This window comes from Amorphoplanes digitatis (genome assembly GCF_014205335.1).
GTDB lineage: Bacteria > Actinomycetota > Actinomycetes > Mycobacteriales > Micromonosporaceae > Actinoplanes > Actinoplanes digitatus.
The window spans coordinates 4,690,986-4,706,106 of sequence record NZ_JACHNH010000001.1 but is presented as its reverse complement, the minus strand read 5'-3'; the positions used below and the strand labels follow the sequence as shown (position 1 = coordinate 4,706,106).

12 protein-coding genes and 1 pseudogene are annotated in these 15,121 nt (G+C 72.9%); 4 read left to right on the top strand and 9 right to left on the bottom strand.

Annotated features, from left to right (window positions below):
• Positions 1-52: 52 nt before the first annotated feature.
• On the bottom strand, positions 53-634 hold the full coding sequence (locus BJ971_RS20600) for a TetR/AcrR family transcriptional regulator (protein WP_184994880.1): 582 nt from the start codon (positions 632-634) through the stop codon (positions 53-55).
• Positions 635-719: 85 nt separating this feature from the next.
• Here BJ971_RS20600 and BJ971_RS20595 point away from each other — a divergent pair, with 85 nt between their 5' ends.
• From BJ971_RS20595 to BJ971_RS20585, 3 genes are all read left to right on the top strand, one after another.
• Positions 720-2,261: an AMP-binding protein gene (locus tag BJ971_RS20595; protein ID WP_184994879.1), complete on the top strand. Its 1,542-nt coding sequence runs from the start codon at positions 720-722 to the stop codon at positions 2,259-2,261.
• A gap of 77 nt (positions 2,262-2,338) precedes the next feature.
• A complete protein-coding gene (locus BJ971_RS20590) occupies positions 2,339-3,490 on the top strand; it encodes a TRAFAC clade GTPase domain-containing protein (RefSeq protein WP_184994878.1) in 1,152 nt (383 codons plus the stop codon).
• Positions 3,487-3,837, top strand: coding sequence for a hypothetical protein (locus BJ971_RS20585; protein ID WP_184994877.1), 351 nt, complete (start codon positions 3,487-3,489; stop codon positions 3,835-3,837). The genes BJ971_RS20590 and BJ971_RS20585 overlap by 4 nt, the downstream gene beginning before the upstream one ends.
• A 37-nt stretch (positions 3,838-3,874) precedes the next feature.
• On the opposite strand, the gene BJ971_RS20580 is transcribed toward BJ971_RS20585, so the two are convergent.
• Positions 3,875-5,098, bottom strand: coding sequence for a glycosyltransferase (locus BJ971_RS20580; RefSeq protein ID WP_184994876.1), 1,224 nt, complete (start codon positions 5,096-5,098; stop codon positions 3,875-3,877).
• A 35-nt stretch (positions 5,099-5,133) separates the two neighbouring features.
• Here BJ971_RS20580 and BJ971_RS20575 point away from each other — a divergent pair, with 35 nt between their 5' ends.
• Positions 5,134-5,688, top strand: a complete 555-nt coding sequence (locus BJ971_RS20575) for a TetR/AcrR family transcriptional regulator (RefSeq protein ID WP_184994875.1) — start codon at positions 5,134-5,136, stop codon at positions 5,686-5,688.
• A gap of 9 nt (positions 5,689-5,697) precedes the next feature.
• On the opposite strand, the gene BJ971_RS20570 is transcribed toward BJ971_RS20575, so the two are convergent.
• The 7 genes and pseudogenes from BJ971_RS20570 to solA all read right to left on the bottom strand — a co-directional run bounded on the left by BJ971_RS20570 (position 5,698) and on the right by solA (position 15,118).
• Complete coding sequence (locus tag BJ971_RS20570; RefSeq protein WP_184994874.1) at positions 5,698-6,495, bottom strand: SDR family NAD(P)-dependent oxidoreductase; 798 nt, start codon at positions 6,493-6,495, stop codon at positions 5,698-5,700.
• Positions 6,492-8,140 (bottom strand): annotated as a pseudogene (locus BJ971_RS20565) (FAD-binding protein). Before BJ971_RS20565 ends, BJ971_RS20570 begins: the two are co-directional and overlap by 4 nt.
• Before the next feature lie 79 nt (positions 8,141-8,219).
• The gene (locus BJ971_RS20560) at positions 8,220-10,094 is read right to left on the bottom strand and encodes a zinc metalloprotease (RefSeq protein WP_184994873.1); all 1,875 of its coding nucleotides are present in this window, start codon (positions 10,092-10,094) and stop codon (positions 8,220-8,222) included.
• A 12-nt stretch (positions 10,095-10,106) separates the two neighbouring features.
• Positions 10,107-12,350 carry an alpha-galactosidase gene (locus BJ971_RS20555; RefSeq protein ID WP_311772775.1) on the bottom strand — a complete coding sequence of 748 codons (2,244 nt, stop codon included), beginning with the start codon at positions 12,348-12,350 and terminating at the stop codon, positions 10,107-10,109.
• A gap of 47 nt (positions 12,351-12,397) precedes the next feature.
• Positions 12,398-12,862: a DUF309 domain-containing protein gene (locus BJ971_RS20550; RefSeq protein WP_184994872.1), complete on the bottom strand. Its 465-nt coding sequence runs from the start codon at positions 12,860-12,862 to the stop codon at positions 12,398-12,400.
• 7 nt (positions 12,863-12,869) lie between these two features.
• On the bottom strand, positions 12,870-13,970 hold the full coding sequence (locus BJ971_RS20545; RefSeq protein WP_184994871.1) for an aromatic ring-hydroxylating oxygenase subunit alpha: 1,101 nt from the start codon (positions 13,968-13,970) through the stop codon (positions 12,870-12,872).
• Positions 13,967-15,118 carry an N-methyl-L-tryptophan oxidase gene (gene solA, locus BJ971_RS20540; RefSeq protein WP_184994870.1) on the bottom strand — a complete coding sequence of 384 codons (1,152 nt, stop codon included), beginning with the start codon at positions 15,116-15,118 and terminating at the stop codon, positions 13,967-13,969. Before solA ends, BJ971_RS20545 begins: the two co-directional genes overlap by 4 nt.
• Positions 15,119-15,121: the final 3 nt, after the last annotated feature.

Sequence of the window (15,121 nt, the reverse complement as noted above, 5' to 3'; positions counted from 1 at the left end):
CTCCCAGTGTCACAGGGGATCTGCCGCGCATGGGCGAAAGGGCGAATGAGGCTCAGGCGCCCTCGACGAGGTCGGCGACCACCGAGCGGATCGTCTGTTCGGTCATCGCCTCGGGGGTCCATCCGGACCGCCCGACCAGGTAGTCGTAGACGACGGGCTGGGTGCGGGCCCAGACCCAGTCGGTGGCGCGGTCCACCGTCCACTCCTGACGAAGCAGCCCCGCGCCGGCGATCGCGTCGATGCTGACGCGGAGCGTCTCGTGCCAGGCACGCATGCGGTCGTGGAAGGCCTCGGCGCCGTCCTCGGCGGTGATGGCGGCCGCCTCCAGCGCCCGGGCGACCGGCAGGATCTCGGCCAGGTGCTCGTACCAGAGGCGCAGCACCTGCCGCAGGCCGGGCAGGGCGGGCTGGTCGCGCGTCGCGGCGATCCGGCGCACGAAGCCGGAGCTGTGGTCGATCCGGCGGGCCATCGCGACGAGCAGGCCGGCCCGGTTGTCGAAGTGCAGGTAGAGCGCCTGGCGGGAGATGCCCGCCCGCGACGCCACCTCGGCCAGCGTGAACCGGACCGAGCCGCGTTCGTGCGCGAGTCCCCAGGCCGCGGACAGCACGCGTTCCCGGGTCGGTTCGTCGGCCATGGTGTTCATCCTCGTCATCGCTTGACACGTGTCAAGCCGAAGAGTCTACTTGACACGTGTCAAGCGAGTGGCGGGAGGTGCCACGATGATCTGGCGCAGCGGCTACCCCGAGGTGCCCGTCGGCGGGACCACCCTGCCGGCGATGGTGGAGTCCGCCATCGAGCGCCGCGGCGAACACACCGCCCTCATCGACGGCCCGTCGGGCGCCTCGGTGAGCTACGCCGAGCTCGGGCGTCGCGTCCTGCGGATCAGCGCGTGGCTCGCCGGACGCGGTGTCGGGCCCGGGCACACCGTCGCCGTCTGGGCGCCGAACACCCCACCGTGGGCGGCCTGCGCGCTCGCGGCCATGAGGCTGGGCGCCCGGGTGACCGCGATGAACCCGGCCTGGACGGCCCGGGAGGCCGCGGCGCAGATCGCCGACGCGGACGCCGGGGTCATCGTCGCCGCCCCGCCGCTGAGCGAGGCGGCGGCCGCCATGCCGGGGATCCGGCACGTCGTGACGCTCGGCGACGATGACCGGGCCGTCGCCCTGCGTACGGTGCTGGCCTGCGACGATCCGGCGCCACCGGCCGCGACCGACCCGGGCGCGGTGGCCCTGCTGCCGTATTCGAGCGGGACCACCGGCCTGCCCAAGGGCGTGCTGCTGACCCACACCAACCTGGTGACGATGGTGCGGCAGGTCCAGGCGGTGGCACGGTTCGGCGAACGGGACATGGTTCTGGCGCTGGCACCGTTCTTCCACGTGCTGGGCGGCATCGTCACGCTGCTCGTGCCGCTGGCCGTCGGCGCCACCGTGGTCACCGTCCCGCGCTTCGCACCCGAACCGGTGCTCGACCTCATCGAGCGGCACCGGGTCAGCGTGACCGCGGTGCCGCCGCCGGTCGCCGCCTTCCTCGCACACCATCCGGCCGCCGCCGGGCGGGACCTGTCCTCGCTGGAGTGGCTCGCCGTCGGCGGCGCCCCACTGCCGGCCGCGGTGCAGCGGGCCGTCGCGGCCCGGCTGCCCGGCTGCGTTGTCGCGCAGGGCTGGGGCCTGACCGAGACGACCGCGGGCATCTGCGTACCCGACCGGTCCGGTCCGGGCCCGCCCGGCACGGTGGGCCGGCTCCTGCCGAACACCGAGCTGACGGTGGTCGACCCGGAGAGCGGCCGCGCGTGCGGCCCCGGTGAGGCCGGTGAGCTGTGGGTACGCGGCCCGCAGGTGATGGCCGGCTACCTCGGTCGGCCGTCCGCCACGGCGGAGGCGGTGAACCCGGACGGCTGGCTGCGCACCGGAGACCTCGGCCACCTCGACGACGCGGGCAACGTCGTCGTCGTGGACCGCCTCAAGGAGATCATCAAGGTCGACGGCTACCAGGTGCCGCCGGCGGAGCTCGAGGCGCTGCTCCTCACCCATCCGTCGATCGCGGACGCCGCGGTGACCGGCCGCCCCGACGACCGGCACGGTGAGGTGCCGGTCGCCTACGTGGTCGCGTCCGGCCCGCTCGACACCGCGGCGGTCATCGAATGGCTGGCACACCGCACGGCCGGCTACAAGCGCCTCGCCGCCCTGACCGTGGTCCACGCACTGCCCCGCACCCCGTCGGGCAAGCTCCTGCGCCGGCTGCTGCGCGAGGATGTGACATGACGGCGGCATGCCGGAACGCCTGGTCCGGCACGGTCCGGGCCTGATCGAGAGTAAGTCAGCTCGCGTAGGGTTCTGCCATGCAACTGAGCCGGGCGCTGGAACAGCACATTGCGGTATTCGGTGAGAGCGGCAGCGGCAAGACCGTCATGCTCTCTTCGTTCTACGGAGCCACGCAGGAGCCTCAGTACCTGCGGAAGAGCCTGTTCAACGTCGTGGCGGACGATATCGGCCAGGGCGCCCGGTTGCATCGAAACTACCTTGGCATGAGGGATTCCGCGCGGGTGCCCGGAGCCAACCGTTTCTCCGCCATGTCCTACTCCTTCTCGGTCAAGCTGAAGGACGGGTCTGATGCCACGGCGATGAAGGCCAGGCCCTTCGACGCCCTGCGCCTCGTCTGGCACGACTACCCGGGTGAATGGTTCGAGCAGGACGTGAGCGGACCGGAGGAGGCCCAGCGCAGGATTGACACGTTCAGATCTCTGCTGGGTTCCGATGTCGCTCTCCTGCTGGTGGACGGTCAGCGGTTGCTGGACAACGCCGGCGAGGAGGAGCGGTACCTCAAGTCGTTACTGGCCAACTTCCGCAACGGTCTGCTGTCGCTCAAGGATGATCTGCTGGAAGACGGAAAGCCTCTGGTCGAGTTCCCGCGAATCTGGATGATGGCGTTGTCGAAAGCCGATCTGATGCCAGATACGAACGTCTTCAAGTTCAGGGATCTACTCATCGAGAAGGCCTGCGACGACATAGACGAACTGCGCAAGGTCCTCGCCGGGTTCGTGGAGGCAAGCGACGCGCTGTCAGTGGGTGAGGACTTCGTGCTGCTCTCGTCGGCGAAGTTCGACGCAGGCAAGATCGAGGTGACCGAGCGCGTCGGTCTGGACCTGGTCCTGCCGCTGGCCGCCATGCTCCCGTTCGAGCGGCACGTCCGGTGGGCCCAGGCGAGGCAGATCCCTGGGAAGGTGGCCGAGAATCTGCTGGGCGGTGCCGAAACCCTGGCCACCGCGCTGATCGGACGCAAGGTCAGGCTGCCCGGACCGGTGGGCCACCTGCTGAGCCTTGTCGGTCCCAGTCTCGTGAACGAGGCGGCCAAGCTGGCAGGGGACAAACTCAGGGAGGTCAACGCCGAAGCGCTGGCCAAACATGAATACCTTGCCGCCACATTGACCGGCTTTCGGATGGACCTGGACAAGGGCGAGGAGGAGCAGATCCTCCTCAGGAGCCGCAGATGAGCCTCATCTGGGCCACTCGCGGGCGGACCTGGGGTTTCCGGTTTCTCCTCGATGGGGGATTCGAGGATCCGCTCCCGGAATACGACTCCGCCTTCTCGGGCGCCGGGGACGGGCCGGAAATCTGCCGCCGCGTCGGCGACAGGGTGGCGCTGCGATTCCCGGATCCCTTGGGGCGGAAAGACGTGGCCGACCGGGTGATCCCCCACGAATTCGTCGTCTTCGGGCCGTTGGCCGACGGGATCGACTCGGTGGAGGACGGCCTTCGGCTGGTCTGGCGCCAGTCCCAGGTCGCCGACGAATTCGCCCGGGTCTGGGAGTTGCCCAAGCCACCCTCGGCCGGCGGATGATCCCGGTCGGCCCATCGCGATCGTGACGCTCGCCGGCTCACCCACGTTCGTGTTGGAGTCGCGCTGTCACCGTCAGCACGGCGGCGGCGCCGTCCTCGGTGGCGATCCGGTGGGCCAGGTCTTTGGCGCGGTCGCGGTAGGACGGGCGGTCGAGGCAGGAGCGCAGTGCGGCGGCCAGGGTGGCGGCGGTCAGTTCGGGCATGGGCAGTGGGCGGGGTGCGACGCCGAGGTGGTGCAGTCTGGCCGCCCAGAACGGCTGGTCGACCAGGACGGGTACGGCGGCCGCCGGCACTCCCGCGCGCAGGCCGGCGGCGGTGGTGCCCGCGCCGGCGTGGTGGACCACGGCGGCCGTACGGGGGAAGAGCCAGTCGTGTGGCAGGTCGCCGACCGGCAGGATGTCGTCGCCGGCGGGTGCCAGGCCGGCCCAGCCGGACTGGACGACGGCGCGGACGCCGGCACGTTTGACGGCGGCCGTGACGACGTCCTGGAGCCGTTCGTCGGCCGGGGTCATGCTGCCGAACCCGATGAACACCGGGGGAGGCCCGGCGCCGAGGAAGTCGACAAGCGGATCCGGGGGTTGCCATCCCGGCGGGCGCTCCGGCCACCAGTAGCCGGTCACGTGCACGTTCGAGGGCCAGTCCGCCGGGCGGGGGACCACCGCGGGGCTGAAGCCGTGGCAGACCGGCCAGTCGTCCGGCGGGCCTGCCGCCCGCGCGGCGCGGTCCGGCAGGTCGAGCCGGGTGCGCAGCCGCCGCAGGACGTCGGCGTAGAGGGCGTCGGTCCGGGCGAGCACGGTGCGGCCTGCGGTGAAGTTGCCGGCCGGCGACATCTGCCCGGCGTCGGGCCAGCCGGGCGGCGGGAACTCCCGGGTGGGTACGCCCGGCGCGAGGTAGACGCCGGCGCTGGGAATGCCGAGGCCCTCGGCGACGAGCCGGCTCAGCGGGGCCGGGCCGAACGCGGTGAGCAGCACGTCGGTGCCGGATGCCGCGGCGGTCAGGACGCCGTCGCCCAGTTCGTCGAGGAACGCGGCGAACACCTCCCGCGCGGACTCCGGTGACGGTGCGGCCGTCCGGGCGCGGGTGAGCTCGACCGGATCGCCGGGCAGGGCACGGTACTCCAGTCCGCAGTCGCGCACGAGACCGGCGAAACGGTGGTGTGCTGCCAGCGCCACCCGGTGGCCGGCGTCCTGGAGCCGCCGGCCCAGGCCGGTGAACGGCGCGACGTCGCCCCGCGTACCCGCCGTCACGATGAGAATTCGCATGGGTCCTGCATAGCCGATCGCCGTACTGTGAGGGCATGACCGCATCTCCGCGCGCCAATCGTGGCCCGGGCGCGGCGCGGGAGAACCGGCTGGCGATCGTCGCCGCCGCGACCGAGGTCTTCGCGGAGCAGGGCATCGACGCGCCGCTCAACGCGGTCGCCAAGCGGGCGGGTGTCGGTCAGGGTGTGCTGTACCGGCACTTCCCCGACCGGGTGGGCCTGGCGCTGGCGGCGTTCGACACGAACGTCGCCGAGATCGAGGCGCTGGCGGCCGACCCGGACCGCGGCCTCGACGACCTGTTCGCGGTCCTGACCCGGCAGATGATCGACTCGGTGGCGTTCGTCGACATCGTCACCGGCGCCGACCGCGACTCCAGGCTGGAGGCGATCCACGACCGGGTGCGCTCGGCGCTCGCGGGCGCGGTCGACCAGGCACGCCGGGCGGGCGTGCTGCGGCCGGTGGTGACCGTCGACGAGGTGATGCTGGCGGTGGGCCTGATCGCCTCGCTGGTCGCGAAGGTCGGAGAGGCCGAGCGCCGGGCGACCGCCGAGGCGGCCTGGTCGCTGCTCGACCGCGCGCTGCGGCCGTGACCCGCGGCGTTACCGGATCAGGTCGCGCATCTTGGCGGCGATCAGCGGGATGGCGCGGACGGGCATCAGGCGCGCGAGCCGGTCGAGCAGCCACGCGTCCCGGCCGATGGTCACCCGGGTGCGGCCGGTCACGACGGCGTCGATGATCTGCCGGGCGGCCTCCTGCGGCGAGGTCAGCTTCGCGGCGGCCGCCGGGTCGTCACCGCCCACCCGGGTGACGCCGGAGTTGGCCAGGATGCCGGTGGCGATGCCGCCGGGGAACACGACGCTGACCCGGGGCTGGACGCCCTGGTGCTCGGCGATGAGCCCCTCGGTGAACAGTTTCACGGCGGCCTTGCTGGCGCCGTAGGCGCTCTGGCCGGGGAAAGGCACCAGCGAACCCATGCTGGACACGTTCACCAGGGCCGACTCGGGCCGGGACGCCAGGACCGGCAGGAACGCCTTGCTGGTGTTGACCGTGCCCCAGAAGTTGACCGCCATGACGCGCTCGATGTCCTCGAACGCGAGCCGGCTGACGGGCCGGAAGTCGTGGACGATGCCGGCGACGTTGATCAGCCCGTCGACCTGGCCGTGCGCCGCGACGATGGTGTCGGGCAGGGCGAGGACCGCCGCCCGGTCGGTGATGTCGACGACGTGGGTGGTCAGCCGGTCGCCGGCGCCGGCCCGCCGGGCGACCTCCTCGAGGGCGGCCGCGTCGAGGTCGAGCGCCGCGACCCGCGCGCCGCCGGCGAGCAGCCCGAGGACCACCTGGCCGCCGATGCCGTTGCCGCCTCCGGTGACGGCGAAGACCTTGCCGGTGAGCTTCACGAGACGTCCTCTGCCTGGCAGCGGGCCATGTGGCGGGCGGCGCGCATCCCGAACACGACGGCGGGGCCGATGGTGGAGCCGGGTCCGGGGTACGTGCGCCCCATGACGGCGGCCGAGTTGTTGCCGGCGGCGTAGAGCCCCTCGATCACCGAGCCGTCCTCGCGCAGGGCGCGGCCGTCGCCGTCGGTGACCACGCCGCCCTTGGTGCCGAGGTCGCCGATGACGATCTTCACCGCGGTGAACGGGCCCTTCTCCAGCGGGCCGAGGTTCGGGTTCGGGCGCACGAGCGGGTCGCTGTAGTAGCGGTCGTACGCGGAGTTGCCGCGGCCGAAGTCGCCGTTGACGCCCGCCCGGGCGAACCCGTTGAACCGACCGACCGTTGCCGTGAGGCGGTCGGGGTCGACGCCGATCGCGACGGCCAGCTCCGCCGGGGTCGGCGCCTGGAACATGACGCCCTCGCGCCGCATGGCCTTGCCGGCCTTCGGGTCCATCGCGTAGGAGCGCAGGTAGCGGCGGGCGTGACGGCGGTCGCTGATCATCCAGTACGTGCCGAGGCGCCCGTGTTCGAGCATGTGATGGCCGAGGTCCACATACGACTCGGACTCGTTGGCGAAGCGGTCGCCGCGCTCGTCGACGATGACCGTGTACGGGAAGGACCGCTCGCCGACGAGGAACGACGGCTCGGAGACCGACGTTGGCGCGACCGACGCGCCCCACCACGCGTCGTCCATGAGCTCCACGGCGGCGCCGGCCGCCACCGCGATCTCGATCGGGCGGCCGAGGTTGCCCGGCGCACCGGACGGGTTGCCGTCGATGCCGTGGTACCTGCGGCGCCACTCCTTGTTGGCGTCGAACCCGCCGCCGGCGAGCATCACGCCCCGGCGTGCCCCGATCGCCAGCGTGCCGCCGTCGTGAGCGACCCGGGCGCCGACGACGCGCCCGTCCTCGACGACGAGGTCCTCGAGCGGGGAGTTCAGCCACAGCTCGGTGTCGTTGTCGATCACCACCGTGCGCAGGAACGAGGCGGTCAGGCCCGCACCGATGCCGGCCAGCTTCTTGCCGGTGAGCACGCCCGCGAGGGCACGCAGCACCAGCCGCGCGCCGCGGCGGAACCCGCTCGGCGTCGACCAGGCCCGGCCGAGCAGCCAGACGTCGTCGGTGAGCACGGGCAGCGCCGCCGGTGCCTGCGAGGTCTTCCACCAGGCGCCGATGCGGCGTACGTCGAACGGCGTGTGCTCGACACCCCGGCCGATCTTGCCGCCCGGGCGCTCGGGGTAGTAGTCGGCGTACTCGGGTGCGCGGACGAACGTCATGCCGTGCCGGCGTGCCGTGTCGACGAAGTCGGCCACCCCGTCGACGAAGGCCTCCTGGCGGGCGCGGCTGCCGGCCCGGCCCTCGTCGCCGACGGTCGCCGCCAGGTAGGCGAGGGCCTCCTCGCGGGAGTCGCCGACGCGGTCGGCCCGCATCAGCGGGTTGTCGGGCAGCCACATCCCGCCGCCGGACTTGGCGCTGTTGCCGCCCACCGGCCGGTGCTCTCGACCATCAGGACCGAGAGGCCGTCGTCGATCGCGCCGAGCGCCGTGGCGAACCCGGCCGCGCCGGTGCCGACGACCAGGACGTCGACCTCCCTGTCGAAGTCCACCATGACCCCGCCCCCTCACCAACCGGACACGACTGTCCGGATGAAGGTGAAGGATGCCCTGCGGCCCGGCCTAGCGCAATACCTATCCGCGGGCGTCGCGCAGCCGGCCGGCGAGGGTGGCCAGGGTCGGGTCGTCGAAGACGCGGCGGGGCGCCGGGGCGACGGCGCGTTCCAGGTTGCGGACGGCGGCGTCCAGGTCGGGTCTGCGGGCGGTGACCACCGGGCGGCCCGCGGCGAACGTGAGGTACTTCGCCCGGCGGGCGTAGTGACTGCCCAGCGCGGCCGACAGGTGCCGGGCCGTAGCCGGGCTGGTCTTCTCGTGCCGGTCCGCGACCTCGCTCAGCTCGTCCGCCAGGCCGGGGTGGCGCGCGGACCCGCCGTAGTACAGGAAGCGGGCCACGTCGGGGCGGGTGACGACGGCGGCCAGCTCCTCGGCCTCGGCGTCGGCCGGGTGGCGGACCCGCAGCCGCAGGCCGTTGGAGGCCAGCAGCACGTCCGGCGCGGGCTCGATCGCCGCGACGATCCGGTACTCGCCGGCGAGCGGGAACGCCGGGCCGGTCGCCGTGAACGACAGCGGGATCGACACGGCGCGGCTCTCGCCGGGCTGGAGGGTTGCCGTGCCGCCGGGCGCGATCAGGCGGCGCAGCGGCGGCCGGTGCTCGATCAGGACGCCGTCCGGGCGGCGCAGCTGGATCCGGACCGTGCCGGCCTCCGGTGAGAGGTCGCCGGGCAGCCCGATCGGCCCGGCGGTGTCGTTGGTGACGGTGAGCGTGGCGTACACCGGTTCGGTGGCCTCGACGATGGGCGGGGCGGTCAGCGCGATCCGCACCGGGGTCGCGGTCGCGGTCGGAATGCGGCTCAGGTTGCCCAGGATGAAGTCGTCGCCGCCGAAGATCACGTCGGCCAGGTCGGCGTGGCGCATCCAGCCGATCTCCACGTCGTCGAACGTCCAGCGGAACGCGGACCAGAACGCGGCCGAGCCGGTGGCGCCGCCGGTGTAGTTCTGCGGGTAGTTCATGAACGAGGTCGACGCGCGGTCCGGACGGGCAGTGCGCTGCCAGGTGTGCGGGAGGTTCCACGCGTGGCCGACCTCGTGGACGAAGTTCTGGAGGAAGAGCCGGTCCTTCTTGGCCGGAGTGTCGTAGAGCGTGCCCGACTCGTAGGTACGCAGCGACTCGCCGGCCATGGCGCACCCCTGGCGGAAGCTGGTGTCCCCGGGCTGCTCGAGGCCCCAGTCGAACATCACCCCGAAGATGAGGAAGCCGGGGTTGTAGCTGGTGATGCGCGGGACCACGACGCTGTACAGCTTCCACTGCCGCCGGTTGGCGAAGCTGTCGAACCGGGCCTCCATGAGGTCGTGCAGCTCGGCGCCGTCCCAGTCGGTGCCGGTATCCGGGCCGTCCTGATCGGTCAGCACGTCGTCGAGCTCGACCCTGATGTCGATGCCGGCGTCGGCGAACGCGGAGCGCAGGCTGACCGGGCCGGTCAGGCCGGCGGGCGACGGGTCGATCGCCGGGTCGAGGTCGACGGGGACGGTGCTGCCCTGGAAACAGTCCAGCTCGATGGTCGCGGTGCGGAAGAACTCGGAGCTCTTCGGGCAGGCGAACGTGGCGACCACCGAGCCGTCGTACAGCCAGTTCACGCTGATCGCGGGCTGGGTGGAGCCCGCCGGCACCCGCGGCAGGTAGATCACCAGGGACTGGTCGGCGTGGTCGGCCACCTTGCCGCCGATCGTCATCCAGCGCTCGTCGCCGCCGACCTCCGGCCGGTCGACCACGAAGGACTCGACGTAGATCAGCTGCTCCGCCCCGAACGGCGAGGTACGCAGGTAGACGTCGCCGCTGACCCGGTGCTGCGGGCGATGACCGTCCACGTCGACCCGGATCTCGATGATCCGCTCGGGCTCGCTCGCCTCGGAGCCCCGGTAGGTGCCGCTCACTGTACGTAGTGCCTGCATGACGCTACTGTCCTACCGCGCGCCGGCCGGGGCTGTCACCTCGGCGACAACCTCGTAGAGGACCGCCTGGTCGGGGTGGATCCGCGGGCATGCCACGCCGGCCAGCTCCAGCGCGGCTCCGCTCAGGACCCGGCCGTCGTGGTCCTCGCCCCACCAGGGCGGTGGTATCAGCCCGGACGGGCCCGGGCCGATCAGCAGCGGGCGGATCCGGTACAGGCGTCCGTGGTCGAGGCCGCGCAACCGCAGCCGTACGGCCGGATCGGGGGTGACGCTGTCCGTGATCACCATCGCGAACAGTGCGCGGGACCGGTTTGGAGCGACGACCCCGTGCACCAAAATGCGGTCGTCGTAGCCGTCCAGCCGTACGATGTCGCCGTCGAGCAGCAGATCCCGGCGGCGGCGGTAGAAGGCTATCCATTCGCGCAGCTCGGCCGCCTCCTCCGGGGTGGCCTCGGCGAGGTCCCATTCGATGCCGAGGTGGCCGAAGACCGCGGTGGCGGCCCGGAAGCCGAGGTCGTGCCGGCGGCCGGTGACGTGCGAGCGGCCCGACGCGATGTGCGCGCCGAGGTACTCGGGCGCGACGAGCTGGCTGGTCCAGCGCAGCATCCGCTGCCGGTCGTGCGGGTCGATGTTGTCCGAGATCCAGATCCGGTCGGCGCGTTCCAGCACGCCGAGGTCGACCCGGCCGCCGCCGGAGGAGCACGACTCGATTTCCAGGCCGGGGTGCGCGGCGCGGATCTCGTCCAGCAGCCGGTAGAAGGCAAGGGTCTGCGCGTGCACGCCGGGGCGGCCGAGGTCGGTCCGGGTGCCGGCCTCGATCAGGTCCCGGTTGTGGTCCCACTTCAGGTAGCCGATGGCGTACTCGCCGAGCACGGCGAGCAGTCGCGCCTTGACGTGCTCGTACGCCTCCGGGATGCCCAGGTTGAGCACCTGCTGGTGGCGCGACTCCAGCGGCGGCTCCGGGCGCGCCGCCATGATCCATTCAGGGTGCGCCCGGGCCAGGTCCGAGTCCGGGTTGACCATCTCCGGCTCGAACCAGAGCCCGAACTGCATGCCGAGGGCGCGGACCCGGTCGACGAGCGGGTGCAGGCCGGCCGGCCAGACGTCGGGCGAGACCACCCAGTCGCCGAGGCCGGACGTGTCGTCGCGGCGCGAGCCGAACCAGCCGTCGTCCAGCACGTAGCGCTCGACCCCGGCGGCCGCGGCCCGCTCGGCCAGGTCGATCAGCCGGTCGGCGTCGTGGTCGAAGTAGACGGCCTCCCAGACGTTGAGGGTGACCGGGCGGGCGGTGGAGACCCGCGGGTCGCGGGCGCGCAGGTGCCGGTGGAAGCGGCGGGCGATCTCGTCGAGGCCGTCGCCGTACGCGGCGTACACCCACGGGCTCTGGTAGCTCTCGCCGAAGGCCAGGCGTACCTCGCCGGGCAGGAGCAGCTCGCCGCCGCCGAGCAGGCGCTCGCCGGTGTGCACCCGCTCGGCGTAGTGCGTGTGGTTGCCGCTCCACGCGGTGTGCACCGCCCACACCCGGCCCGCGCCGAAGCCGAACCCGGCCGTTCCGGCGTGCAGCAGGTGCGCGCCGTCCGCGCCGGTGCGGCCCCTGCGGTTCTCCCGCAGGTGGGTGCCGGCCGGGAACGGGCCGCGCTGGGGCACCCGTTCCTGGTTGTGCCGGCCGGTGAAGTCGAGCAGCTCGGTGGCGTCGGCCGGCACCGGGAAGGCGAGCACCAGGTCGTCGACCGTGTACGCCTCCTCGGTGAGGTTGCGCACCGCCGCCCGGGCCCGCAGCAGGCCGGCCGGGAGCAGTTCGAGGACGACCCGCAGCTCCAGCCGGGCGGAGTCGTCCACCGCCCGCACCTCGAGGCCGGCGGCGCCGGCGGCGACGTAGCCGCAGGCCGGTTCGCCGTCGACGGTGACCGAGGTCGAGCGGAACGCGGGCGACCAGCCGGCGCCGGCGAAGGAGCCGCTGAGGCCGGGGCGGCCGGTCCAGCCGGTGCGGTGCTCCGGCAGCAGGGCGATCCGCGGCCGCGGCTCCGGGTCGTTGGAGCCGGCGACGGGCACGGCGGCCGCCGCGAGCGCCGCGGCCTGCGCCTCGTCGAGGCCGGCCAGCGCCGGACCCCAGTAGACGATCGCCGGCAGCCGGCCCCCGCTCGCGTCGATCAGGACGGTCACGCCCGCGGACGTCAGGGCGACGGTGGAACCCTCGGTGCCGAGCAGCATCCGGAACTCCCCGACGTCGAAGGGTGCTAAATCGATCAAATCCACTCTGGGTTCGCGGTATCCGGGTGTCAAGCCCGGCCGGTGTCACCCGATCAGGCGGTAAGGCTCGGCGCGGCGACGTCCTCGCCGGGCCCGCCGCCGGCCAGGGCGCGGGCCCAGGCGGTCAGCGCGGCGACCCGCACACCGTAGGGCGGCGTCGCGGCGTACGGCTCGATCCGGTCCGCGGCCCGCAGCAGCAGCCGGGCGGCGCCGGTGGTGTTGCCCCGCCGCGCGTGGGTCAGGCCGACGCAGAGCTGGGCCAGGCCCTGCCAGAGGTCGCGCTCGGGCTCCGGCGCGGCCTTCCAGGCGGCCTCGAGCACCTCGTGCGCGTGGAACGGCCGCCCGGCGGCGAGCAGCCGTTCGGCCTCCCGCAGCGCCTCGGCGGGCGGCAGGATCAGGTCGTCCGGGGTGGTCGGCACGCCCCGTGCGCCGTGCGGCAGGGGACGGCCGAGGCCGTCGCGCGGCCGGGCGTTGCGGGGCCGCCCGGCGGCGTCACGGTCGCGCGATGGGCCCGGCATCAGGCCATCATCGCAGGCGGTCGCGCAGCCACTCGTGGAAGGTGGCGATGTGGTGCTCGCTGGGCACCAGCACGCCGCCGTCGGCGTACGCGCGGGACGACATCGCCGGCTGGCAGCGCTCGCAGGCCTCGAAGTCCTGGCGGTTGACCCGGTCGAACAGCTCGACCGAATTGGTCAGGTCGTGGCCCTGTGCGACCACCTCCGGCAGGTAGAGCCAGTCGCACTCGACCACCGTGCGGTCGGGGGCGAGTGGGTACATGCGGTGCAGGATCACGTGGTCGGGTACCAGGTTGAGGAAGACCTGCGGCCTGATCGTCACCGCGAAGTAGCGCCGGTCCTGCTCCTGCGCCAGGCCCGCGATCGTGGTCACGCCGGCGCCGCCGTCGACGGTGAAGCCCTCGATGCCGGGCCCGAACTCGGCGCCGTGGCCCACGTAGTACTGGGCCGCGTAGCCGCCGGCGAACTCGGGCAGCACGTGCACCAGTTCGGGGTGGATCGTGGCGCAGTGGTAGCACTCCATGAAGTTCTCGATGATGAGCTTCCAGTTGGCCCGCACGTCGTAGCGGATCCGCCGGCCGAGGCTCAGGTCCTCGATGCCGTAGCGTTCCAGGGACGCGAGGTCGCCGAGCCGCTCCACGCAGGCGCCCTGCACGGTCTCGGCGAACGACGGCGGCGTCTCGGACAGGCAGACCCATACGTAGCCGAGCCACTCCCGGGCGTGCACCGGGCGCAGGCCGTACTCGACCCGGTCGAGGTCGGGCATCTTCACCAGGTTCGGCGCGGCGACCAGCCGGCCGTCGAGGTCGTAGGACCAGGCGTGGTACGTGCAGCGGAAGGTGCGCTTGACCGCGCCCTCCTCGTCGGCGCAGAGCTGCGCGCCGCGGTGCCGGCAGACGTTGAGGAACGCGCGCGCCTCGCCGCCCGAGTTTCGGGTGACCAGGACGCTCTCCCGGCCGACCCGGACCGTGCGGTACCGGCCGGCGGCGGCGATGTCCTCCCCGCGTACGGCGCAGAACCACATCTGCTCGAAGACGCGCTCCTGCTCGGCGGCGAACACGGCCGGGTCGGTGTAGTAGGCGCCGGGCAGCGTCGGCAGCAGGCTGGTCATGACGTCACCCCGGACAGGCGGCTCGGGTGGAACAGGTCGATCGGATGGCGGGTGGTGCCGGCGGTGGCCAGGTCGGCGAGGATCTCGCCGACCACGGGCACGAACTTGAAGCCGTGGCCGGAGAAGCCGCACGCGACGGTGACCGCGTCGTGCGCCGGGTGCTGGGCGATCACGAAGTGCTCGTCCGGGGTGTTGCTGTACAGGCAGGTCTTGGCCCGTAGGAAGGTGCCGGGCAGGCCGGGCAGGTGGTGCCGGGTCCGGTCCGCCATCGCGCGGACCTCGTCGTCGTGCACCTCGCGGTCGATGGTCTCCGGGGTGGTGGGCGAGCCGCCGCGGAAGAAGGCCACCTTCGCGCCGCCGTCCGGGCCGTCGATCGCCGGGAAGCCGTATATCTGGCGGCCGGTCGCGTCCTCCCAGATGTAGATGGGGTGCCGCTCGGGCAGGAACGGCCCGACCCCGCCGGCGGGCTGGAACCAGTACTGCACCTGGCGTTCGATGATGAACGGCACGCCCAGGTCGGCCAGCAGCTGCGGCGCCCACGGGCCGGGGGTGATGACCAGCCGGCCGGCCTCGTAGGAACCGGCGGCGGTCTCCACCCGCACGCCGCCGCCCGGCAGCTCGTGCCAGCTCGCCATCGGCTCCTCGAAGCGCAGGTCGGCGCCGGCGCGGGCGGCCAGTTCGAGGTGGGCGGAGACGGTGGCCTCCGGCCGGACGAAGCCGGCCTTGGCCTCGTACAGCGCGACCTCGTCCGGCTCCGGGTTCAGCGTCGGGAAGCGGCGCCGCAGCTCGGCGGCGTCGAGCATCTCGTGCGCCAGGCCCCACTGCTCGGCGCTGCGGCGGCTGCCGGAGACCGTCAGGCTGTCGGGCCGGCCGACCATCACGCCGCCGGTCAGGGTGATCACGTCGCGGCCGGAGTCGCGGGCCAGGCCGTCGAACAGCTCGTACGAGCGCAGCAGCAGCGGCACGTACGAGGGGCTCTCGAAGTAGGACTGGCGGGTGATCCGCGAGCCGCCGTGGCTGGCGCCGCGGTCGTGCGCGGGGCCGAACTTCTCCAGGCCCAGCACGCGTACGCCCCGGGCGGCCAGGTGGTACGCGGCCGCGCTGCCCATGCCGCCGAGCCCCACCACGATGACGTCGTAAACACCCACGAG